Source organism: Halarcobacter mediterraneus, from assembly GCF_004116625.1.
Taxonomy (GTDB): domain Bacteria; phylum Campylobacterota; class Campylobacteria; order Campylobacterales; family Arcobacteraceae; genus Halarcobacter; species Halarcobacter mediterraneus.
The window spans coordinates 754,977-775,057 of record NZ_NXIE01000001.1; the positions used below are offsets into that span (position 1 = coordinate 754,977).

General features: G+C 27.1%; 30 protein-coding genes and 1 pseudogene. 15 read left to right on the forward strand and 16 right to left on the reverse strand.

The genetic code is table 11. The annotated features are described in order from the left end of the window. Positions 1–9: 9 nt before the first annotated feature. Positions 10–1,566 (reverse strand): type I restriction-modification system subunit M, encoded by a 1,557-nt coding sequence (locus CP965_RS03805; protein ID WP_129060720.1) that lies wholly within the window; start codon positions 1,564–1,566, stop codon positions 10–12. Between the two features lie 74 nt (positions 1,567–1,640). Then, positions 1,641–2,477 (reverse strand): sensor histidine kinase, encoded by an 837-nt coding sequence (locus CP965_RS03810; protein ID WP_164970990.1) that lies wholly within the window; start codon positions 2,475–2,477, stop codon positions 1,641–1,643. A 217-nt stretch (positions 2,478–2,694) separates the two neighbouring features. Here CP965_RS03810 and CP965_RS03815 point away from each other — a divergent pair, with 217 nt between their 5' ends. Continuing rightward, positions 2,695–3,180: a helix-turn-helix domain-containing protein gene (locus tag CP965_RS03815; RefSeq protein ID WP_129060722.1), complete on the forward strand. Its 486-nt coding sequence runs from the start codon at positions 2,695–2,697 to the stop codon at positions 3,178–3,180. Position 3,181: 1 nt separating this feature from the next. On the opposite strand, the gene radC is transcribed toward CP965_RS03815, so the two are convergent. The 4 genes from radC to CP965_RS03835 form a co-directional block, all read right to left on the reverse strand. Then, a complete protein-coding gene (radC, locus tag CP965_RS03820; protein WP_129060723.1) occupies positions 3,182–3,844 on the reverse strand; it encodes a RadC family protein in 663 nt (220 codons plus the stop codon). 81 nt (positions 3,845–3,925) lie between these two features. Then, positions 3,926–4,144, reverse strand: coding sequence for an exodeoxyribonuclease VII small subunit (gene xseB, locus CP965_RS03825; RefSeq protein WP_129060724.1), 219 nt, complete (start codon positions 4,142–4,144; stop codon positions 3,926–3,928). Further along, the gene (gene metX, locus CP965_RS03830; RefSeq protein WP_129060725.1) at positions 4,141–5,250 is read right to left on the reverse strand and encodes a homoserine O-acetyltransferase MetX; all 1,110 of its coding nucleotides are present in this window, start codon (positions 5,248–5,250) and stop codon (positions 4,141–4,143) included. Before metX ends, xseB begins: the two co-directional genes overlap by 4 nt. Then, positions 5,251–6,510 carry an O-acetylhomoserine aminocarboxypropyltransferase/cysteine synthase family protein gene (locus tag CP965_RS03835; protein WP_129060726.1) on the reverse strand — a complete coding sequence of 420 codons (1,260 nt, stop codon included), beginning with the start codon at positions 6,508–6,510 and terminating at the stop codon, positions 5,251–5,253. Between the two features lie 145 nt (positions 6,511–6,655). Between CP965_RS03835 and CP965_RS03840 the strand changes: the two genes are divergently transcribed. From CP965_RS03840 to CP965_RS03850, 3 genes are all read left to right on the forward strand, one after another. Then, positions 6,656–6,916 carry a hypothetical protein gene (locus CP965_RS03840; RefSeq protein ID WP_129060727.1) on the forward strand — a complete coding sequence of 87 codons (261 nt, stop codon included), beginning with the start codon at positions 6,656–6,658 and terminating at the stop codon, positions 6,914–6,916. A 129-nt stretch (positions 6,917–7,045) separates the two neighbouring features. Next, positions 7,046–8,122: a YeeE/YedE family protein gene (locus CP965_RS03845; RefSeq protein WP_129060728.1), complete on the forward strand. Its 1,077-nt coding sequence runs from the start codon at positions 7,046–7,048 to the stop codon at positions 8,120–8,122. A 95-nt stretch (positions 8,123–8,217) separates the two neighbouring features. After that, positions 8,218–8,640 (forward strand): FKBP-type peptidyl-prolyl cis-trans isomerase, encoded by a 423-nt coding sequence (locus CP965_RS03850; RefSeq protein WP_129060729.1) that lies wholly within the window; start codon positions 8,218–8,220, stop codon positions 8,638–8,640. 26 nt (positions 8,641–8,666) lie between these two features. Here the strand turns inward: CP965_RS03850 and CP965_RS03855 are convergent, their stop codons facing one another. After that, positions 8,667–9,023, reverse strand: coding sequence for a thiol-disulfide oxidoreductase DCC family protein (locus CP965_RS03855; protein WP_129060730.1), 357 nt, complete (start codon positions 9,021–9,023; stop codon positions 8,667–8,669). Between the two features lie 72 nt (positions 9,024–9,095). Between CP965_RS03855 and CP965_RS03860 the strand changes: the two genes are divergently transcribed. After that, complete coding sequence (locus CP965_RS03860; protein ID WP_129060731.1) at positions 9,096–9,728, forward strand: LysE family translocator; 633 nt, start codon at positions 9,096–9,098, stop codon at positions 9,726–9,728. 106 nt (positions 9,729–9,834) lie between these two features. After that, positions 9,835–10,329, forward strand: a complete 495-nt coding sequence (locus CP965_RS03865; protein WP_129060732.1) for a flavodoxin — start codon at positions 9,835–9,837, stop codon at positions 10,327–10,329. Positions 10,330–10,356: 27 nt separating this feature from the next. On the opposite strand, the gene CP965_RS03870 is transcribed toward CP965_RS03865, so the two are convergent. Then, on the reverse strand, positions 10,357–10,917 hold the full coding sequence (locus tag CP965_RS03870) for an LOG family protein (RefSeq protein WP_129060733.1): 561 nt from the start codon (positions 10,915–10,917) through the stop codon (positions 10,357–10,359). Between the two features lie 138 nt (positions 10,918–11,055). Between CP965_RS03870 and CP965_RS03875 the strand changes: the two genes are divergently transcribed. After that, a complete protein-coding gene (locus CP965_RS03875) occupies positions 11,056–11,475 on the forward strand; it encodes an FKBP-type peptidyl-prolyl cis-trans isomerase (RefSeq protein ID WP_129060734.1) in 420 nt (139 codons plus the stop codon). Between the two features lie 21 nt (positions 11,476–11,496). On the opposite strand, the gene CP965_RS14415 is transcribed toward CP965_RS03875, so the two are convergent. Further along, positions 11,497–11,628 carry a hypothetical protein gene (locus CP965_RS14415; protein WP_267285274.1) on the reverse strand — a complete coding sequence of 44 codons (132 nt, stop codon included), beginning with the start codon at positions 11,626–11,628 and terminating at the stop codon, positions 11,497–11,499. A 135-nt stretch (positions 11,629–11,763) separates the two neighbouring features. Here CP965_RS14415 and CP965_RS03880 point away from each other — a divergent pair, with 135 nt between their 5' ends. Further along, entirely contained in the window at positions 11,764–12,210 is a 447-nt protein-coding gene (locus CP965_RS03880) for a hypothetical protein (RefSeq protein WP_129060735.1), read from the forward strand. 52 nt (positions 12,211–12,262) lie between these two features. Here the strand turns inward: CP965_RS03880 and CP965_RS03885 are convergent, their stop codons facing one another. The 5 genes from CP965_RS03885 to CP965_RS03905 all read right to left on the reverse strand — a co-directional run bounded on the left by CP965_RS03885 (position 12,263) and on the right by CP965_RS03905 (position 14,185). Then, complete coding sequence (locus CP965_RS03885; RefSeq protein ID WP_129060736.1) at positions 12,263–12,526, reverse strand: hypothetical protein; 264 nt, start codon at positions 12,524–12,526, stop codon at positions 12,263–12,265. A gap of 75 nt (positions 12,527–12,601) precedes the next feature. Then, positions 12,602–12,946 carry a hypothetical protein gene (locus CP965_RS03890; RefSeq protein ID WP_228712665.1) on the reverse strand — a complete coding sequence of 115 codons (345 nt, stop codon included), beginning with the start codon at positions 12,944–12,946 and terminating at the stop codon, positions 12,602–12,604. 95 nt (positions 12,947–13,041) lie between these two features. After that, entirely contained in the window at positions 13,042–13,467 is a 426-nt protein-coding gene (locus CP965_RS03895) for a hypothetical protein (RefSeq protein WP_129060737.1), read from the reverse strand. 98 nt (positions 13,468–13,565) lie between these two features. Then, complete coding sequence (locus CP965_RS03900) at positions 13,566–13,772, reverse strand: hypothetical protein (protein ID WP_129060738.1); 207 nt, start codon at positions 13,770–13,772, stop codon at positions 13,566–13,568. A gap of 65 nt (positions 13,773–13,837) precedes the next feature. Further along, complete coding sequence (locus CP965_RS03905) at positions 13,838–14,185, reverse strand: rhodanese-like domain-containing protein (protein WP_206732241.1); 348 nt, start codon at positions 14,183–14,185, stop codon at positions 13,838–13,840. Between the two features lie 208 nt (positions 14,186–14,393). Here CP965_RS03905 and CP965_RS03910 point away from each other — a divergent pair, with 208 nt between their 5' ends. Further along, on the forward strand, positions 14,394–15,911 hold the full coding sequence (locus CP965_RS03910; protein WP_129060739.1) for an alpha/beta fold hydrolase: 1,518 nt from the start codon (positions 14,394–14,396) through the stop codon (positions 15,909–15,911). A gap of 276 nt (positions 15,912–16,187) precedes the next feature. Here CP965_RS03910 and CP965_RS14195 read toward each other — a convergent pair whose 3' ends face one another. Further along, on the reverse strand, positions 16,188–16,358 hold the full coding sequence (locus CP965_RS14195; protein ID WP_206732242.1) for a hypothetical protein: 171 nt from the start codon (positions 16,356–16,358) through the stop codon (positions 16,188–16,190). A gap of 104 nt (positions 16,359–16,462) precedes the next feature. Between CP965_RS14195 and CP965_RS03920 the strand changes: the two genes are divergently transcribed. From CP965_RS03920 to CP965_RS03930, 3 genes are all read left to right on the forward strand, one after another. Then, a complete protein-coding gene (locus tag CP965_RS03920) occupies positions 16,463–16,708 on the forward strand; it encodes an AbrB/MazE/SpoVT family DNA-binding domain-containing protein (RefSeq protein WP_129060740.1) in 246 nt (81 codons plus the stop codon). After that, complete coding sequence (locus CP965_RS03925) at positions 16,702–17,037, forward strand: type II toxin-antitoxin system PemK/MazF family toxin (protein WP_129060741.1); 336 nt, start codon at positions 16,702–16,704, stop codon at positions 17,035–17,037. The genes CP965_RS03920 and CP965_RS03925 overlap by 7 nt, the downstream gene beginning before the upstream one ends. 277 nt (positions 17,038–17,314) lie before the next feature. Next, positions 17,315–17,626 (forward strand): IS110 family transposase, encoded by a 312-nt coding sequence (locus tag CP965_RS03930; protein ID WP_129060742.1) that lies wholly within the window; start codon positions 17,315–17,317, stop codon positions 17,624–17,626. Between the two features lie 659 nt (positions 17,627–18,285). On the opposite strand, the gene CP965_RS03935 is transcribed toward CP965_RS03930, so the two are convergent. Then, positions 18,286–18,726 (reverse strand): GNAT family N-acetyltransferase, encoded by a 441-nt coding sequence (locus CP965_RS03935; protein ID WP_129060743.1) that lies wholly within the window; start codon positions 18,724–18,726, stop codon positions 18,286–18,288. 333 nt (positions 18,727–19,059) lie between these two features. Here CP965_RS03935 and CP965_RS14420 point away from each other — a divergent pair. The 3 genes and pseudogenes from CP965_RS14420 to CP965_RS14430 form a co-directional block, all read left to right on the forward strand. Continuing rightward, positions 19,060–19,238: pseudogene (locus CP965_RS14420) on the forward strand (site-specific integrase); the annotation flags it as partial. 150 nt (positions 19,239–19,388) lie between these two features. Beyond that, positions 19,389–19,574: a tyrosine-type recombinase/integrase gene (locus CP965_RS14425; RefSeq protein WP_267285276.1), complete on the forward strand. Its 186-nt coding sequence runs from the start codon at positions 19,389–19,391 to the stop codon at positions 19,572–19,574. A gap of 2 nt (positions 19,575–19,576) precedes the next feature. After that, the gene (locus tag CP965_RS14430) at positions 19,577–20,020 is read left to right on the forward strand and encodes a tyrosine-type recombinase/integrase (RefSeq protein ID WP_267285277.1); all 444 of its coding nucleotides are present in this window, start codon (positions 19,577–19,579) and stop codon (positions 20,018–20,020) included. Positions 20,021–20,081 lie beyond the last annotated feature (61 nt).

Consider the following 20,081-nt stretch of genomic DNA (forward strand, 5'->3'; position numbering starts at 1 on the left):
GATAAGCTCCTAAAATGGTGTAGATATATTTAGTTCTTTACAATATGAAGCTATTTCTTCATCTGTAACTTTCATATCTAGTTCCAAAGCTTTTAACTCAACAGAAACCTCATCTAAGTCTATCTCCTTTTCTTCTTCGAAAGTATCTACATATCTTGGGATATTTAGGTTATAGTCGTTCTCTTTTATCTCTTCTAGACTTGCTTTGTATGAGTATTTGTCTTCTTGGATTCTTTGTTTGAATGTTGTTACTATTTTTTCTATATCTTTAGCTCTTAGATAGTTTTGATTTTTCATCTTTTCGAAATGTTTTGAAGAGTCTATAAAAAGTACATCATCACTATCTTCTCTACACTTTTTAAATACCAAAATACAAGTAGGTATTGAAGTTCCATAAAAGATATTTGCAGGCAATCCTATAACTGCATCAAGATAGTTTCTATCTTCAATCAAGTATTGTCTTATATGTCCCTCTGCACTTCCTCTAAATAAAACTCCATGAGGTAATACAACTGCCATAGTTCCATTGTCATCAAGATGCTGTATCATATGCTGTACAAAAGCAAAATCAGCTTTTGTTTTAGGTGCTAGCTTTCCATATTGGGAAAATCTATCATCACTTAGATGAAGCGGATTTGCCGACCAGTGAGCAGAAAATGGCGGATTTGCTACGATTGCTTCAAACTTCATTCCCTCGTGTTGTGGTCGCTCTAGGGTATCTTCTTGTTTTAGGTCAAATTTTCTATAGTGAACATCATGCATAATCATATTCATACGAGCAAGGTTGTATGTGGTTCTATTTAACTCTTGTCCATAGAAATTTGATACATCTTTTACCTCTTTTGCAACCCTTAAAAGTAGTGAACCTGAACCGCAAGTTGGGTCATATACTGATTTTAGTTTTTCTTTGTTTGTTGTAACTATTTTTGCTAAGATTTTTGAGACACTTTGAGGAGTATAAAACTCCCCTGCTTTTTTACCAGCTCCCGCTGCAAATTTTGAGATAAGATACTCATAAGCATCACCTAGTACATCTCTATCGTGATTTTTTAGCTCAAAGTTTATATCATCAAGGTGAGCTAATACTTTTGAAATAAGAGTATTTTTTTGCTCTTCTGTTCTTCCAAGTTTTTTAGAAGTAAGGTCAATATCTGAAAACAAATCCTCAAAATCATCTTCACTCTCATGCCCCATAGTTGAAGCTTCAATATTTCGTAAAATCTTTGTTAAATCATCTAAGATAAAATTGTCTTCATCACTATTTCCTCTTTGTGCAATAGCAGAGAAAAGTTCAGTTGGTTTTAGAAAATAACCAAGTTGTTCTAGCGCATCTTCTTTGATAGCTTCAAGATATTCTGTATCTTTTTTTTCATCAAGGTTTGTATATATAAGTTTGTCTTCTTCTAAAAGCTCATTTGCATATGTTTCCATCTTTTCAGATAAATACTTAAAAAAGATAAATCCAAGGATATAATCCCGAAACTCATCGGCATCCATCTTACCTCTTAGGGTATTTGCTATATTCCATAATTGTTGTTCTAATCTTCGTTTATTTTCTTCACCCATTACATTCCTCTTTAAAAGTTTGTATTCTACAAAAACTTTGTAGTCATATGCTTTAAAAATGTTATTTAAAAATATTAAGTCCTAGGAAGTGTGATAAAAAAAGATGCACCTTTATAGTTTTTATTTTTATATTCAAACTCTTCATTAGAAACTTCGATTTTTCCTTTTAGGTTATTTTTGATTATAAGATAAGAGATATACAAGCCTAAGCCTGTATTTACTTCTTGATGTTTTGTAGTAAAATACGGTTCAAATACCTTGTTTAAGTTTTTTTCTTCTATTCCTCCTGCTGTATCTTTTATATTTATTGTAAACTCTTTTTCATCGGAGTTTATATCTAAAAATATATACCTATCTTTTATATCTCTTATTTCAAATACTTCTTTTGAGTTTGTTAATATATTTAAAAGTATTTGTATCAACTCATATTTATATCCATATATTGAGATATCATCCTTTATATTTAAAATTAGATTTATATTTGACATTCCTGTAAAAGTTGCTGTTAATTTTTGGATAATATCCATAGCATCTTCTATTCTATAAATCTTTTTTGTTCTTCTTTTTTCTACCATATCACTAAAATTTTCTATTGTTTGAGAAAGGTATTGAGCATTTTCATTTATTAAAATACAGTTTTTAAGAAGGTCTTCTTTTTTCAGCTCTCCACTTTTCTCATATAGTTCTAAACTTGTTGCAGCTACTGAAATTACGGATAAAGGTTGTCTCCATTGATGGGCTAAATTTGTTATTAACTCTTTCATTGAAGTTAGTTTAGACTGTTGATAGATTATTTTATCTTTATTTTTGCTATTTTCTATTTCATTTTTAAGTTTATTCTCATATTTTATTTTTAAACTTTCAATTTTTTCTTTATTTTCTTCTATTGTTTTTAATAAAGTTTTTTTCACTTTTTTTTCTTTAATTAAGAAAAAAAGCAAAATAAAATTAATCATCAGCAGTAGAATACTACTTATTAGTTCTATACCCATAAAGAATTACCTTTATTACTACAAAAGTAGTATTTATAATCGCAAAAAATGCTTTATTAAATTCTACTTTTAAAAGAATTAATATTCTATTAAATAAATAACATTTTTATATACAATTATGAAAAAAGGGAAGATATTGGAAGTTTTTGAAAGAATCAATACTATTTTAAAAGAAAAAAAACTTACTAAAAGAGAATTTGCTAAAAAATTACAAGATTTAGAACCAAAACTACATAGCACTGGAGAAACTCCAAGTGAAAAAACTATTTACAAATATTTAAATGGTACTATTTCCATAAAAATTGAACTTATTCCTTATATTGCTGATGTTCTTCAAATAAGAGAACAAGACCTTTTTACAAATGATACAAAAAGTAGAAAAAAGTTTTTTCAAAATATTTTAAAAACTGCTTCAAAAGAAGAGTTAGATATTTTGAAAAATAAACTTAACTTAAAAATAGAAGAAGAAAATCTTTTAAAAGAGCCTAAAACTTCTTATAATAAAAAAACTTCTAACCTTGAAAAAGATTTAATATCTTTATTACCTTATGCACCAAAACCTTTACTTAAAAATTTTGTAACAAAACTAAAAGAAATCAAAGACTTCAATGACTCCTTATAAATCATAAGATATCTTCTTGTGAAAAGCTATAATATCCTTCTTTTGTAAAAATAAGATGGTCAAGAAGTTCTATTCCTAAAATTTTTGCTGCTTCTTTTAATCGTTTGGTTACATTTATATCTTCTATACTAGGAGTTAATACTCCACTTGGATGATTATGTGCAACAATAATACTTGCGCATCTTCTTTCAATAGCATAAGAAAAGACTTCTCTTGGATGCACTAAACTTTGATTTAATATTCCTATAGTTATAAGTTTTGTTTCGATTAAATGGTTTGCACCGTCTAAATAAAGTGCCAAAAAGTATTCTTGTTGTTTGTTATGATATTTTTTTAATTCATTATAAACATCTTCAGAAGAAGTTATTTTTAGATTTTGATTTTTGATTAAATATCTTTTTGATAGTTCTAATGAGCTTATGATTTGACAAGCCTTTGCCTTTCCTAAACCATGTATTTGTAAGAGCTTTTCTAAACTTAAGTTTTCAAAATCATTTTCTAAGAGTTTTATTAGTTCTTTTGATAGACTAAGAACATCTTTTCCTTTTATTCCACTTCCTAGAAGTATTGCCATTAGTTCATAGTTTTTTAAAGAACTTGCTCCATTTTTTAAAAGTTTTTCTCTAGGTTTATCAATATTTTCAAGATTGCTTAATTTATTCATAATAAACTTCTCCTAAGATTTTAAAAGAAGTTTATCAAGAAATAAAACTAGATGTTATTTATATGACAATTTGCAATATTTTTAGAAGGGTTCTTCTGTAGATTTTTCTTTTTGAGTAAAGATTAGTTTTGCTTCATCTAAAAGTTTTTGTGCTTCATCTAACTCTTTTATTCCTTTTTTATATACGTCTAAAGAGTCGCTAAGAGTAATATCAGGATTTGACAAAGCTTCTAATAATTCTTTTGCTTTTTCTACTTTTTCTTCAAAAGATATTTCTTCTTTTTTTTCATTTTCACTCATTTTTTTCCTTCTAATAAATTGATAATATAATCTTCAAACTTTTCTACTTCTACTAAAAAAGAGTCATGTCCTGATTGGCTTTCTACCATTTTATAAGTTACTTGCTCACCCTTTCCTATTTTTATCATAATATCTTTTATTTCTTCCATTTCTTCTGGAAAGAAAGTCATATCATCAGAAAAAGATATTAAATGCAATTTAGATTTCACTTTAGCAAAAGAGTTTTCTAATGTATCTTCATTTCTTCCTGAATCAAAGATATTCATCATTTTACAGGTATATAAATATGATAAAGGGTCAAATACTTTTGGAAAATTATAAGCATTGTATTCTAAATATTTTTCAATTTCAAATCTTCCAAAAAGTTCATAAAGTCCATCTGTACTTGCATAGTCTCTTCCAAACTTTCTATTAAAAAGATTTGGGCTTAAATAACAAATAAGTCCTGCCATTCTTCCAATAGCAAGTCCAGGTAAACCTAATGCTTGAATGTCATCTTTACTATAGTTTCCATTTTTAAAAATAGGGTCATGTCTTATTGCTTCCATTCCTATTTTATTGAAACTTATTGCCCAAGGTCTTGTATATGCTGTTGTTGCTAAGGCAAAAACTTGTTCAGCAAAATCTGGAAATTCAATAGAATAACAAAGAGCTTGCATTCCTCCCATACTTCCACCAATAATTGCTTTAGCTTTTTTTATTCCCAATCTATCATAAAGTTTCATTTGTGCTTTTACCACATCTGAAATAGCTAAAACTGGAAATTTTAGTCTATACTCTTTTTTTGTAGAAGGGTCAATACTTAAAGGGTTTGTAGAACCATATGAACTACCTAAAGTATTTGAACAAATTACAAAATATTTAGTAGTATCAACAGCTTTTCCATCACCTATTAAGTTATTCCACCATCCAGCTTTTGCTTCATCTGCATAACGTCCTGCTGCATGATGACTTAAAGAAAGAGGATGACAAACCACAATTACATTTGATTTATCCTCATTTAACTCTCCATATGTTTCATAAATAAGTTCATATTCTTCTAAAATACGTCCACTTTCTAAACGAAGAGGTTCTTTAAATCTTTCTTTTTTGGTCTGTATTTTCATTTATTTTAAAGCTTCATCTAAATCATTTATTAAATCATCAACATCTTCTATACCAACAGATAATCTAATAAGTCCAGGTGTTACACCACAAGCTTTTTGATCTTCTTCTGATAATTGCTGATGTGTAGTTGAAGCACTATGAGTTACAATAGATTTTGTATCTCCAATATTTGTTACAAGTGAAAATATCTTTAATTTATCAATTGCATTTTTTGCCACATCAAATGAACCAACATCAAAAGACAATAATCCACTCGCTCCATCTTTTAGATATTTAACTGCATTATTGTAATTTTTATCCCCTTCTAAAAGTGGATATTTTACTTCTTTTACTTTTGGATGATTTTTTAAGAATTTTGCAATTTTTAAAGCATTTTCACAATGTTCTTTCATTCTTACTTTTAAAGTTTCTAATCCTTGAATCATTAACCAAGAGTTAAAAGGTGATGGAACAGAACCTAAATCTCTTAATAAACTAAGTCTTGTTCTTAAACAAAATGCAGGAAAGTCTAAATCTGTATAAACTAAGCCATGATAAGATTCATCAGGTTCATTGAAGTGTGCATATTTATCATTGTTTTTAAGAAAGTCATTTAAACCTTCTCTTTCTACAACAATACCACCCATAGCAAGACCTTGCCCTGTAACATATTTTGAAGTTGAATGAACAGAAAGGTCAATTCCCCATTCAAAAGGTCTAAATAAATATGGAGTTGCCACAGTATTATCAACTATTGACAAGATTTTATGTTTTTGTGCAATTTGTACAATCACTTCAATATCTGGAATATCAATTGATGGGTTTGAGATTGACTCAAAAAATATTGCTTTTGTATTTTCGTCAATTAGTTTTTCTGCTTCTTGTGCATTAAAAGTATCAAAAAATCTAACTTCGACACCAAATCTTTTTAAAGTATGTTCAAATTGAGTATATGTCCCTCCATATAATTTATCAGAAGCTAAAATATTGTCCCCTACTTTTGTTGCGTTTGCAATAGCATAAAAAATAGAAGACATTCCAGAAGCTGTAGCAATCGCTGCTGCACCACCTTCTACTTGGGCAAACCTTTTTTCAAAAACATCTGTTGTGGGATTTGATAATCTTGTATAAATATTACCTAACTCTTTTAATGCAAACAAATTTGCTCCGTGCTCTGTACTTTTAAATTCGTATGCAGTTGTTTGATATAAAGGAACTGACATTGTAAGTTGTTCGTCTTTTTCGTATCCAGCATGAATTGCTAAAGTATTTGGTTGCATTATTATCCTTTGTTATTTATTTTTAAGTCAGTTATTTTAGCTAAAAGTAGCTAAAAGTCATTTTTACACAATTTTTATTTTTTATAACTAAATATTTAAATCAACTAGATATAATGTCAATTAATACAAATAATAAAGGTAAATAATGGATAACATAAAAAAATTAGAAGAACTTGTAAAAAATGATGTTTTAGTAGAAGTTAATGAAAATATAGAAGAAATTAAAGCAGAACTTTCAAAAAAGAAAGATAAAGATTTACAAGAAGAGTTAGAATATATGAACAAAATAAAAGAGTTTTTTGATGAAGTTATTACAGATATTGAAAATAATAAAATGACTCAAGAACAAGCTTTAGATATTCTTGAAGGCCTTGAAGATATGAGAATAGAAAATCAAGAAGTTTAAACCCTACTAAATAAATAAAGATTTATTTTTGCTTAATTATTTTATTAATAAGCTTCGTTAATACAGTATTTAAATATTTAAAGATAATATTTGATTAATTTAAACTGTATTAAAAGACTAAGGATTTAAATGAATTTAGATGTGTATGAAATTGTAAATATTCTAGGTTTTGTTTTAGGTTTAGCTTTAGGAGCAGTAGGACAGAAGAATCAGTTCTGTTTTAGTGGTTCAATAAAAGACTACATACTTACAAAATCAACTAAAAGAGGTGCTTCTGTTATCACAGCTATGATAATTGCAATTATTTCAACTGCAATTGTTTCAAATAGTTTTGAAATAGATTTAACCGAATCAAACTACTACAGAGAAAATATCAACTATTTTAGTATAGTTTTAGGTGGTTTAATTTTTGGTGTGGGAATGATGCTTGCTGATGGATGTAGTAATAGACACCTTATCAAATTTGCTCAAGGAGATATAAACTCTTTAATTGTGATTGTATTTACGGGTATTTTTGCTTATGCTACAGCTAAAGGTTTTGTAAATGGTTTATTTTCTCCAATCACTACAAATGAAACACTTCTTCAATGGTCAAATTATCTTGGAAATATTACAATGAATATTTATATTCTAGTTCCTATTTTAATCATACTATTAGCAATTTTAGTAAAAAAACTAAAAAGAGTAGTATCATTATGGGATGGAGTATTAGTTGGTCTTTTTGTTGCAGCTGCTTGGTATATAACAGGTGTTATTGGAGCAGATAGTATTGAAAGAATTGTTGACTTAGAAGCTTTATCTTTTGTTTTCCCAAGTGGAAGAACAGTAGAACTTTTTATGTATTATGATGCATTTGACTTAGTTTTTTCAGTTTGTTTAGTTTTGGGTGTTATTTCTGGTGCATTTTTAATGTCTAAAATCAATAGAAGATATAGTTTTGGATGTACTGCATCAAAAGGGCAAAAGAAAGTTCAATATAATATGATTGGTGGAGCTTTAATGGGTATTGGTGGAGTATTATCAATAGGTTGTACAGTTGGACAAGGTTTATCTGGGCTATCTACTTTAGCTTTTGCTTCTTTATTAGCAATTATTTCAATCTTTGTATCGGCTACTATTACTGCAATAATATTAAATAAAAAAGATGAACTACCTATGTGTTTTATCTTTGAATGGAAAGATACAAGAGCAGATTATCAAATATAAATTTTAATATTTTTTTCTAATATAGCCATATTTTACCTCTGTGTTATTTTATTTTGATAGAGTTTTACTTTAATAAAAATAAAAGGGGTATCAATATGGCTATAGAAAACAATCAAGTTGTAGCAATGATGTATGAATTAAAAGTAGATGGAGAGGTAGTTGATAGTAATATTGATAAAGATCCTTTAGAATTTACATTTGGAACAGGACAAATTATTCCAGGACTAGAAACTAGAATTATAGAAATGAATGAAGGTGACTCAAAAGATGTTACTGTTCCAGCAGCTGAAGCTTATGGTGAATATAATGAAGAAGCAAAACAAGTTCTTCCAAAAGAACAATTTGGAGACTTAGAACTTTCTGTTGGTATGCCACTACAAGGTCAAGGTGAAAATGGACAACCTATTCAAGTTGTAATTAGTGATATTAAAGAAGATGGTTCTGTTGAAGTTGACTTTAATCATCCACTTGCAGGAAAAGAATTAAACTTCTCAATTACAATTAATAGTATTATCTAATCTACATCCTAAGCTTAGGCTTGGGGTTAATCTTCAAATCTTATTTTTGAACTTTTTCCTAAAATAAATAAAACAATCTTTCTAAAAATTTTTATAATTGGATATAAGAAAACCTCAAAAAGTTTTGTTCCATATAAATAATTGTTTTTTATACTTAAAGAGTCTAAAACATAAATAGCTTTAGCACCTTGATAAATTTCATCATCTACTTGCACGATTATTCCATTATTTATATCAAAGCCATAAGAATACAAATATCTTAGTTTTTCTAAATCTTCTCTAGCATTTTTTATTATTACTTCATGTTCTTGTTTTAGTTTGAGTATTTGTGTATATTTTTTACAAAAAGGACACTCTTTATCATAATATATTTCTATTTTCATAATTTTCCTTTTTTATGTTTAATTATATCAAATTAGATAAAATAAGCTTTTAAAATTTTAAAGGAAATATAAATGATTGATTTAAGTTTTTGGTTACTTTATGCCTCTACTGTTTTTATTGTATCAATAATCCCTGGACCAAGTATGATTTTAGCATTAAACCATGGAATGAAATATGGCTATAAGTTATCTCTTTTTACAGCTTTGGGAAATACTGTTGCTTCAATAATACAAGCAACAATAGCAATTATAGGCTTAGGTATTATTCTTACTACATCAACTACACTTTTTATGATTATTAAATATGTTGGTGCTTTATATTTAATTTATTTAGGAATAAAACTTTTTAAAACTCCTTTTCATCTTGAAGAAAAAAAGCTATCAAAAGAAGTAAAGAAAAAAAATCTATTTTTTGAATCATTTATTGTAGCAGCTTCTAATCCAAAAGCTGTGGTATTTTTTACAGCTTTATTTCCTCAGTTTATAAATAAAAATCAAAATACTATTTTTCACTATAGTTTATTGATTATTATACTTGCACTTGTTGCCTTTACTTGTATGATGATTTATTCACTAAGTGCGAACTTTATTAAAAAAATATTTAATAAAACTTCATTATCTAAGTATTTTGGGAAAATGATAGGCTCATTATTTATAAGTTTTGGAATAGGATTAATTCTATCTGATAATACAAGAAAAGTGTAAAATTTAATTTAAATAAAATATAAAACTTAATAAAAGTAAAGGCATAGTGCTTTAAATTTTTATATGATATATTTTCATCTTAAATAATTTCAAAGGATATCTTATAATGGAAACTATCGGTTTATTTTACGGAAGTGATACAGGTACAACAGAAGAAATAGTAGAAAAAATAAAAGATGCTTTTTCAAAAGAAGTTCAAATACATAATATAGCAAACTCTTCAGTAGAAGATATTGAACAATATGATAAATTAATTTTTGCTTCTCCTACTTGGGGAGATGGTGATTTACAAGACGATTGGGAAGAATTTGAAAGCAATCTTTCAGATATAGATTTTTCAAATAAAACAATTGCACTTGTTGGATTAGGAGATCAAGAAGACTATGGAGACACTTTTTGTGATGCTTTAGGTCATCTATATAAATATGTAAAAACTGGAAAGATTATTGGGCAGACTTCAACTGAAGGCTATGAATATGAAGATTCAACTGCTGTAGTTGATGGAAAATTTATAGGATTGATTTTAGATGATGTTAATCAAGAAGATTTAACAGATGAAAGAATCGAGAATTGGGTAAAAAAAGTAGAAACTTCATTTTAAATAATATTCACTTTTAAGTGAATATTATTAATTCCATTTCTCACTAGGTGCTTTATAGGATTTTATTTCTGATAATAATTTTTTTTCATCAGAAGTATTTATAAGCATATTTAAATACTCTTCTTTTAAAAAAGCTTTTTTTGTCATAGTTTCTAACATATTAAATAAATCATCATAAAAACCATCAATATTATAAAAAGCACAAGGTTTATTGTGATAACCAAGCTGTGCCCAAGTCCAAGCTTCAAATATTTCTTCTAAAGTTCCAGCACCACCAGGAAGAGTAATAAAAGCATCTGCCATTTCAGCCATAATTGCTTTTCTTTCATGCATAGTTTTTACAATTGTTAAATCTGTTAATTGAGGATGAGCTAGCTCTTTTTCTACTAACTTTTCAGGAATTACACCATAAACTTTAGCACCATTTTCTAAAAAAGAATCTGCAATAGTTCCCATAAGCCCTACTTTACCACCACCATAAACTAAGTCAATATTATTTTGGGCTAAATATTTTCCTAATTTTTTTGTTTGTTCAATAAATTTATTATCATTTCCACTACTTGAACCACAGTAAATTGCAACTTTCATTATTAACTTTCCTTTTTTAAAATATAAAGATAGATTATATACAAAGAGCTTTAAAAGGGTATAAAATAAAACATATAAACTTTATATCAGTATATTAAGGTATAGTTATTTCTTAAAAAACTCTTACTAAGGATTCTTATGTCAATAAATAAAAATCAAGTTGTATCTATGTCTTATGAAGTTACACTAAATGATGAAATAATAGATAGCAATATAAACAAAGAACCTATAAAATTTATTTATGGTTCTGGAGAGATTCTAAAAGGCCTTGAAATAGGTATAAAAGATATGGAAGCTGGGGAAACAAAAACTATAAAAGTTCTTTCAAAAGATGCTTATGGAGAATATGATTCAAAACTTTCTGAAACTTTGCCAATAAGTGATTTTGATGATATTGATTTAGAAATAGGAATGGTACTTGAAGCAGATGATGATAATGGAGACATTATTAGAGCTACAGTTACAGAGGTTACAGAAGATAATGTAACAGTTGACTATAACCATCCTCTTGCAGGATGTGACTTAGATTTTAAAGTAACTATTCACTCTATTGCTTAAAGTAAAAAATATAGCCAACGCTTAATTGGCTATATTTTTTTGTTGCTCAATTTTTATATTAGTTTCTTTTATACTATCATATCTATCTTTCATAAGAACAAACATATAAGCTATTGCAACAACTATCATAAGTATGATTAAAATATTTTTCATAAATTTTTCCCTACACAAAAGTTTTGATTATAATAGCAAGTATCTATTTTAAACTAATTTAAACTATATTTTTTTATTTTATATGTAAATAATATTATTTTTATATAATACGATTATTTATAATAAAGGACAGAAATGGAAGGCAAAATTTTAGGTGTAGATAAAAATGAGAATCTATATACTATAAAAGCAGAAAATGCAGAAAGATATACATTTACTAAAGATGAATGGAAAAGTGAAGAAAGCCCAAGTGTAGGACAAACTGTTGATTTTGATATTTCAGAAGACAACAAAGCTATTGCTGTATTTAATATTACTAAACCTGTAATAGAAAAAACAGAAGACACTACTTCAAAAGCTATTATTGCACTGTTAATAACTTTATTTTTTGGTTTTATTGGAACAGCTGTTACAAGATTTGCAATTATGGAAGATGAAAGAGAAGAAGAGTTTGGAAAATTAGCACCAACTATAATCCACTTTATTACGGCCATTTTAATTATAATTCCAATTGTTGGATGGATAATTGCTATTATTGCAAATATTTATTATGCAATTCAAAACTATAAAGCTTGCAAATAATCATAAAAATTAATAAAATAAAAGAGGTTTCATAATCTCTTTTATAAAAACTTTACTTTTTTGGTGGAGGTAATAATTTATTAAAATCATAAGTAACTATATTTCTTTCAACTTCTTCAGAAAAATCATATAATTTTATACAAATACCAAAAAGAATAAACCAAGCAAATATTTTGTTAATTATTGGAATAGAAAAGTATAAACCAATAGCAACACCTAAAATACCTATGAGAATCATATAAGTATCTATTTTCTTTGCCTTTATAAGATTATAATAATATTTAACTCTCTTAATAAAATCACTTATTTTAATCATATTCTTTCCATTTATACTTAGATAACAAATACTACAATTAATGAAATTAGACTAATCTGAAATTTTAGAAATAATTTAATCTAAGGTTTTTATATCTACAAGTTCTACAAAAGAGTCTTTTTTTAGTAGTTTTTTACTTGTAGCATCATCTTCTGCAAGACTTACAATATCTGCAAAATCATCTTTTGACACAGTAAAACTATGATGCTCTTTTATAGTTTCTAATTTAAACTTATCACTTAACTCTTGATCAATTTGAATATCAATATTTCTAAAACCTTTAGCAAACTCTGATTTGATAGTCTTTACTATCTTTTCATTTTTTAAAAGCTCTTGTAAACTAAGAGTTAGATTTAAATCCTTGTTATTTACTATTTTGTATGTAACTTCTATATTCCCATTCACTATTTTTTCCTTCATAAGGTAAAACCTCTATTTTATTTTACGAAGTATATAAGAAAAAAAAATGAAGACTTAAAAATATTACAAACTGCAATTTGAATTGATGTTAAAATCTATTCTTCAAATAAATAGAAAGTATTAACACCGATTTGTCTATCATAGTTTTTACTATTTTTATCTTGATAATCACAAACAATAGAACGTGCTTGAATAAATGAGTTTACTGTTGTAACTATCTCTTTTGTATCTACTGGTAAAATTAATTTTCTGTCTTTTGTTTTAAAAAACTTTTTCGCTCTTTGTTCATCTTTGAAAGTTATTTTGATAATATCAATTGATCTTTTTAAATCAATTCTAGCTTTTTTGCTTTCATTTTCAAATCTTAAAATTCTATTTCCATTTGAAGATACTTTCATAGTCTTTGCAGTTTCGATATTTTCTGTAGTTTCAAGAATAATGTATTCTTTTCCATTTATTAGGATTTCATTATCTTCTAATAGTTTAATTTCTTTAATAATTGTTTTTTTACCTTTTGGCATATATGTCCTTGTATTTTAGGCATTATAGCGAGTTTTTCTCTTTAATCAATATCTTTAAAACTTTATGCCCTTTGATTTAGGCTAGTAAGACTTTTAGTCTATCTAGCTTTTTTTCTAGAAGCCTTTGCCATTTTAGCTTTTTTCTTTGCTTTTACTTTGTTTTGGCTAGCAGCTTTTCTTGCATTTACAATTTGTTCTTTTACTGTCGTATCTTTGGAAAATGCTTTTTGAGTAGCGTTACTACCCAATTTGATTAAATCAACTTTTGAATTTTTTACACTATTAGTATTTTGACTTTTTGCCATATTGTAGCCTTAGATTTTTGAATTTGGTATTGTAGTGAAAAGTTAATAAAAGAATAGATTTGCTTTTAAAATTTTAAAAGAGACTTCCACATTCCAACATTATGCACATTCTCAAAGCCTTTTGTGATTAGAAGTCGTTTTGCTAAAGCACTTCTACTGCCACTAGCACAACAAATGATTATAGGTTTACTATTGTCTAGCTCATTTATTCTTGTTTTTAAAGAGTCTAATGGAATATTGATACTTCCTTTTTTATTGCCTTGTGTAAACTCAGCTTTTGTTCGAACATCAATAATTTGTCCACCCTCTTCTAAAAGAGATGGTACAAGTTTTAATACCTTGTATTGAGTATATTTTTTATAAATTATAAAAATTATTATTCCAAGAATTAGATAGATTATCATTTCATTCATAAATTTTCCTAATTAAAATTTTTGGAAAGTGATTATATCTATTTTGGTTTAATTCTTGCTCTTATTTAAAATATATAATATTCCTTATAAGGATTAGAGTATAAAAGTGGTGATTCATCTTCAATTATTTTAATTAAAGTATGGTATTATTAATATTTATCCCTTATAATCTGATGGCTTTTTTAACTTTTTATAAAAAAGGAAGCGTATGCAAACTGTTATTTTCTCTCTTATTATAGGTATTTTTATCTTTTCAGGCTGTGGTAGTGATAACACTACCCCACAGATTTCTAAAACTTATTATACAACAGAGTGTAGTAATTTTGATATTAATAGAACTGACCTTGAGTGTGGAGTGTTAGAAGTACCAAACGACTACTTTAATCCAACATCAACGTTTACCCTTCCAATTGTTATTAAAAGAGCAAAAAAAGAAGCTATAAAATCACCAGTTATTTATGAAGTAGGAGGTCCTACTGAAAAAGGAGCTTTAATAAGTCTATCTTTGATAGATTGGTTATCATCTAACTTCTCTACTTTTGATGATAGAGACCTTATCTTTTATAATCGTAGAGGGGAGCAATACTCCTCTTCTCATCTTTCTTGTTCTAGTGTAGATGAGAGTGAATTCAAAGAAAACCTAAAAGAGCTTCTTGGTGAAAACAACACAATAAGTTCTATAAACCAAGAGCAGTTTGAAACTTCAATTAAAAGCTCTTATACAGATGCATTAATTGGGTGTAAAAATTTTCTACAAAGTAAAGGTCTTTTTAAAAAAGATTTTACAACAAGAAATAGTGCACATGATATTGAATCTTTAAGAAAAAGTTTAGGATATGAAAAAATAAATCTACTAGGTGTATCTTATGGAAGTAGGCTCTCTTTAGAGTATTTAGAACTTTACCCTGAAAATTTAGAAAGTGTTGTGTTAGATGGTGTTTTACCAGAAAATAGTGATTTTATGCAACACTCAGTAACTCAATATAAAGAAGCTATCGAACGTTTTTTTAAGGTGTGTGAAAGGGATAGTAAATGTAATGGAGCGTATCCAAATTTGAAAGATGAGTTTCTCTTTGTAATGAACCATTTACATAATAAACCATTTTTTTATACATTTAATGGAGATAAATACAATATTGATGGGAGAAGTCTAGCCGTAAAAGTTTACGAAAATCTTTATTCGAGAAGCAATTATAGCTCTATTCCTTATATGATACATAGGCTATATAATGAAATTCTATATGATAACTACACCTTTTTAGAGTCTCTTGCCACAACTTACACGGAAGAAGGGGATGAAGATCTTATATATAACTTTATTCACTACCAAGACTATCCTATTAATCTCAATACTCTTTTAGCTAAAAAAGATACTTTAGGAGAGTTTACAAACTCTTACAGCATTTATAACATTATGACACATAAGGAGCTTTATGAGGTATATGGAGGTGGAAAATTTGTACAGTATCCTTATAAAAATAACGTTCCAGTACTTATAATAACAGGTACACTAGATCCCGTAACTCCATACTTTTATGCAGAAAATATTGATGCAAGACTTCAAAACTCAACAAACATTGTTCTAAAAAACTATGGTCATGGAAACTTCACTTCAAACTGTGGGAAATTGGCATTGGAAAGATTTTGGGAAAGTAAAAATGAATTTACTCCACCTGACTGTATAAATGATGAAAATCCTATTGATTTTTTTGTTGCAGAAGAATGAGAATATATTGAATAACGAAAAGGTAAAATTTAAAAATGAGAATTTATCTTCTAGGATAAATAAAAAGAAAAAAAGCTAGCTATTTAAAATAGATAACTTTTTAGAACCAACATTTTTTATTATCAATATAAATTTTTTCGAAATCTTCTTCTGATTTAATTAAATATAATATTGCCTCAATAAATGCAATCATTCCGATAAAAATACTTGGGACTACTAATAAAATAAAACCAAATAAGAAAACTAAAAGTATTATAATACCAGCAGTATTACAACCTAAATAAAAACTGCGCTGTTTTCATTCATATCAAAATCTACAGTTTGACCAACTGCAGGTGCTTTTTCATTTTTCCATTCTGAAATAACAAAATCATACCAAGTTCCATTATCATCAGAAATAATACCTTTACCCTCTTGTAAGCTAAAGTCTAATATTTTTCCTTTCACTTATAGTCTCCTTATATTTTAATACTAATATATTATTATTTTTAATTATAATTTGACATACAAAAGTTTAAATGATATACTTCGGATATACATAAAGGAGTAAAATGACTGCTAAAATATCAAGATGGGGAAATTCACAAGGACTTAGAGTTCCTAAAGATGTCATGGAAAGTTTACAATTACATATTGGAGATAATGTAAATATTACAATAATAGATGGCAAAGCGATTATTGAGCCTATAAGACAAGATATTCCAGAATTTAATTTAAATGAACTAGTATCTAAAATACCGCAAGACTATAAAGCAAATGAAGAGTTTGATACAACAATAGGAAAAGAGGAATGGTAGAAAATTATATTCCTAAAAAAGGAGATTTAGTAATACTTACTTTTGATCCACAAGCTGGACATGAACAAAAAGGTCGAAGACCAGCACTAATTATTAGTAATGAAGCTTTTAATAAAGCCTTAGGATTAGCTATAGCTTGTCCTATAACAAATACGAATAGAGACTTCCCTTTTCATGTAAAACTTGAAAGTGAAGACCTAACAGGGTTTATAATGACAGAACAAATTAAATCAATAGATTTCAATGCTAGAAAAGTAAAATTTGTAGAAAAAGTAGATGATAATATATTAAACCAAGTTCTTGGGATTACAAAGAGTATTATATTCTAAAAAACTATATATTCTTAGTTATCGTTATCACCTCGTATCTACATGCTATAATAAGAACCAAGAGTTCATTAGAGTTAATATATCGGAATAGTCGCCAAAGCGGTTAAATAAACTTAAATAAATTAACTAGCTTGAGGGTCAGTCAGATAATTACACTTTAAACTTGAGTGGCGACAAGATCAATAAATTTATTAGATCGTATTACACGAGATAAGGTTATGTGTAACAAATTAATCAGCTAGGAGTTAACTCCTAAATATAAATATTGGAGGTTCAGATGATTAATTGTATCGGTTTAGATATTAGTAAAAAATTAATTGCTGTACATATCCCCATCAATAAAACTAATATTGAGATTGAAAATAATTTAAAAGGGATAAAAGGTTTATACTCAAAGCTAAATAAACTTTATAAAAAAAGTATCAATAATTTAGTTTATATCTTTGAGCCTACAGGTAACTACTCTTTTGCTCTAACAAAATTTTGCAATGAAAAAAAAATCAAATGTTTTATGATAAACCCTAAACAATTTTTAAACTTTTCAAAGGCTTTAGGACAAAGAAATAAAACAAATTTAATAGATGCATAGGTTTTATCACAAGCTATCCATTTAGCTAAAAAAGATGAGATTAAAGTACCATATATTGATACAATAGTAGAAGAATTAAAAGAGCTAATCTCTTATTATAAATTTACTTCTAAAAACACCTCAAAGCTAATTAGCCAACTAGAAGCTATAAGTATAAAAGATGGTAGTAAATATATGATAAATGATTTAAAAAAGTCTATTAAAGTATCAAATGTCAAGTGCAAACCAAAAATGCACCAAAATGCAGTGCAAAAGTGCACCACTTAGTAACACCTATTTTCTGTTGACAGATCACTATGCTTTTTAATAATTCTGTGTCATCTAAATAACAAAATAAAAAATCTTCATGGTGTTCTAAACATATAAAGTATTTACTATCTTTTATATCTTCATATTTTCTAAAAATATATATAATGCACAATGTTTTTGAAGTTCATAACCACTAGAACCATCAACACCAGCATTAGAATAAGGTTTTTTCTTACTCATATTGAATAACTTTGATAAAAACTATTAAATTTAAAAGTGATTTTTTTAAGCATTTTATAACCTATTAATTTTATTTTAACTATTGATATTTAAAGTTTATTCTGTACACACAACGTTTAAAATGAGCTAATAAATTGCCCGCAGGGTAATTTATTGGCTCCTCTGATTTGTTATATTTTCTTTAATTTCATGTGTATTAAAGGAAATGGGTTACCTTCTCCATCAAGTACAGAGCGACCTGATTGAACAAATCCCATTCGCTGATAAAACCCAATTGCATTGGGATTTTGTTCGTTTACGTCAACTTTTGATGCGCCAAGATTCTCAATGGCGTATTTAGTTAACTTTCGACCGATTTTTTGACCGATATAATCTGGATCTACAAATAACATTTCAATTTTCGAATCAGCAACACCAATAAATGCCAATATCTTATCGTTACTATCTTTAAAACAACGCAAATCAACAGCATCAAAATACTGTTCCAAAATCAGAAGTTTTAACTCTGCAATTTTTCCCTCTGATAAAAATTTATGTGTTGCTCTAACAGAAGCTTCCCAGACATTGATTAATTCCTGATAATTTTCTTTTGTAACTTTTTGAATATTCATGGTTCCTTCTTTAAATATAACTATTTATTAGTAATACATTATATATTAATTACCCATAAAATTACTTAATAGGAATACATTTTTAATGTTATGATATTAAGTTAAATAAAGTCCTATAAATATAGCGATATCAATAAAGTTATAAATAATATATTATAATATATAATATTTTTTATTTTATTTCTTATACTTGGTATAATTATTTTCCTTAGATTATTACCAATATGTTTAATATCTTATCAAAATGTTCTGATATTGCTTAAAAACTGTAATAGTTTAACATAATGATAAATATATCAGGAGTGAGTTATGGGTAAAAAACTACTAGAAATAATGAGAGACAAAATACAATTTAAACACTACAGTATAAAAACAGAGCAAAGCTACATAAGCTGGGCTAAAAGATATATTATTTACCATAATAAGAAACACCTAAAGAGATGGGAAAATTTGAAATCGAACAATTTCTTACATATCTTGCCACAAAACTAAATGTATCTCCTACTACGCAGAACCAAGCATTTAATGCAATATTATTTTTATATGAACAAGTTTTGAATATCTCGTTAAAAGAGCAAAATATTCAAGCTTTAAGAGCAAAAGAGAGGAAACATATTCCAGTGGTTTTAACTATAGATGAAGTAAAAAATATTATATTAAATATGACGGGTGTTTATCAACTTATAGTTAAACTTATGTATGGTTGTGGATTAAGAATGAAAGAAGTACAAAATATAAGAATTAAAGATATTGATTTTCTCAAAGAGAGTGCAAGCACAAGGGATATGACAAAATTTATATTTGGGATAGTAAATCACTTAAAGATAGGACTTTACCACTTCCTTTAAAAATAAAGGAAGAGTTAAAAGTTCAAGTTGAAAAAGTAAAAGAACTTCATAAAAAAGACTTAGAAGATGGATTTGGAAGTGTTTTTATACCTTATGCATTGGAGAGAAAATTTAAAAATGCTAAATATGAAACAAAATGGCAGTATGTATTCCCTATGAATAAAATTTCAAAAGACCCCATAACTGGAGAACAAAGACGTCATCATATTTTAGATGTAACTTTAAGTAGAAATATAAAAAATGCAGTTAATAAGTGTAATATAGATAAAAGAGTTACATCACATATTTTTAGGCGTTCATATGCAACTCATTTACTCCAAAATGGTACAGATATAAGAAGTATTCAAGAGCTATTAGGACATAAATCTATTGAAACAACTATGATATATACACACGTGGTAAAAGAGTTAAATAAAAATGAAATAAGAAGTCCATTGGATTTCTAAAATAATATTATAAAAGTTTTAAAAAACTCAATGGAATCTAAAAGTGATGTTTATAACATCA